Origin of the sequence: Streptomyces spongiae, assembly GCF_009377185.1 — a bacterium.
Taxonomy (GTDB): domain Bacteria; phylum Actinomycetota; class Actinomycetes; order Streptomycetales; family Streptomycetaceae; genus Streptomyces; species Streptomyces spongiae.
Window position 1 is genome coordinate 1 of the sequence record NZ_VJZC01000998.1, and the last position, 1,839, is coordinate 1,839.

A 1,839-nucleotide genomic window follows, 5' to 3' on the forward strand; every position below is an offset into this window, starting at 1 on the left:
CCCTCACCGCATTCCGCCACCCCGTTCGTCCACCCTGTGATCCCGGACACGCCCGAAAGCGGTAACCCGGGACCCACCGCTTGACGGGGGTCGGCCACGGCTTGACGATTGATCAGTTCGCCCGACGGCAATGAGATTGGCGTGATAACTTCGCGGACCGAGAAGGGGAATCATGCCGACTTCTGGGGGATGGTCGGTGATGTTGAGCGCGCCGCGGCTGCTGCCGCCCAAGGCCCATCTGCATCTGTTACTCGTCGAAGAGCTCTGTGCGCTGGACTGTGTTCGGGACCCGGGCCAACGGGTGCTCTTCGGACAGAGCGTCGGCGACTATCTCAAACGCCCGGTGGACCTGCCGGGCCGGGACGCCCGTAACGACACGGTTGCCCTCGTTCAAGCGGTCCTACGGGACCAGGAGGACCTGGAGACAGCCGTGGAGGCGCTGCTCTACGCAGTGGTCCTGCACGAGGGCAGCGACGTCGGGGGCACCGTACGCGAGCGGGTCCTGAGCACCTGGAGACCCGAAGCGGACCTCCCGCTCCCGCTGTTAGAGGCGTTCGGAGCCACGGACGTGAGCGACGGGCGCGCGCTGCTCATCGGGCACCCGGGAGTCGACCGGAACAAGCTGCGCGACCGGCTCGCCCACGAGTTACGGCTGGACCTCCCGCACCACCTCGCGCCCGCCGAGCTCTTCGACCACCTGCTGAACGCCAACGCCCAGGCCGACGGGCTGCCTCCCGCCGTGCTCCTGGTGGAGCTCACCGCCGTACTCACTGCCGGAGAGAGCGAGCGGCAGCGGCTGCGCGGGTGGTGCGACGCCTGGTCGGCACGTGCCGGAGTCCAGGAGACGCTGCTGCGGCGCCGCAGACAGATCGAGGCGGCGAGCCCACCGGACCAGGAGATCCCCCGATGTCTGACCATCATGGTGGATCCCGCCGCGGACGGCTCACCCGACATCTACGTACGGCACTGGGTCAACCCCACCGCGGGCTACTGGGCCCCGCTGGCGGGCAGCACGGAGCGCACCACGATGCAGTCGCTGGGCGCCGCCGTCGAACGGGCGATCCGCCTGGGCGAGGAGTTCTGGGCGACCGCGGACTGCGCCGGCGACGACCCGAGCCCGGTCCACGTCGAGTTCGTCCTGCCCTACGCGCTGCTCAACCACGACGTCGCCGGCCTGGGCACGGACACGGACGGCTCCGGCGCGGTCCCCATCGGACTGCGCTACTACGTCCATCTGCGCAGCCTGGAGCGGATGCGCGCCCGTGATCCGGGGCAGCTGCGCCGCTGGCGCCTGCGCTGGAAGGCCCTCCGGGCCGCCGCCGTGGCCCACCCCCACGGCTGGACGGCCGGGGCCGGCGACCACACGGCCGGACTGCGGATCTGGCGCAACAAGCTCGTGGCGGACCAGCAGCTGACCGCCGTGACGCTCAACGCCCCCGCGCTCGAAGGACAGGCGCTGGAGCCGCTGAAGGCCGCCATCGCCGAGGGCGTCGGAGTGGCCCTGTGGGATCGCCGGGATCCCGCGCTCCAGCAGGTCCCGACACAGCTCGACATGTTCATCGCCTATCCCGCGGCCCAACTGCCCGTCACGATCCACCGGCTCCGTATGAAGGCCGAGACGGACGAGAACGGCGCACAGCTTCCCGGCAGGCATGTGGCCCTGCTCTACGACGACCCGTTCCGGCTCATCGACTGCGAGGAGGTACCGGCGTGACCGAGTACGAGTACGAGCACGAGCGGGAGACCGTCGGGGCGGACGGCACCGGAAGCCACACGTCCTGGCGGTTCTTCCACGCCACCGGTGCGGCTCCCACCGGTGAACCCCCGGCTCTTCCGCCC

The 1,839-nt window shown here is 70.5% G+C and carries 1 protein-coding gene; it reads left to right on the top strand.

Annotation, left to right across the window (positions count from 1 at the left end):
- Positions 1-172 precede the first annotated feature (172 nt).
- A complete protein-coding gene (locus FNH08_RS49535) occupies positions 173-1,714 on the top strand; it encodes a VMAP-C domain-containing protein (RefSeq protein WP_152778538.1) in 1,542 nt (513 codons plus the stop codon).
- Positions 1,715-1,839: the final 125 nt, after the last annotated feature.

What these genes read in the sequence shown, in the direction of transcription:
- FNH08_RS49535 (WP_152778538.1), top strand. Translation starts at nt 173, where the DNA reads ATGCCGACTTCTGGGGGATGGTCGGTGATGTTGAGCGCGCCGCGGCTG.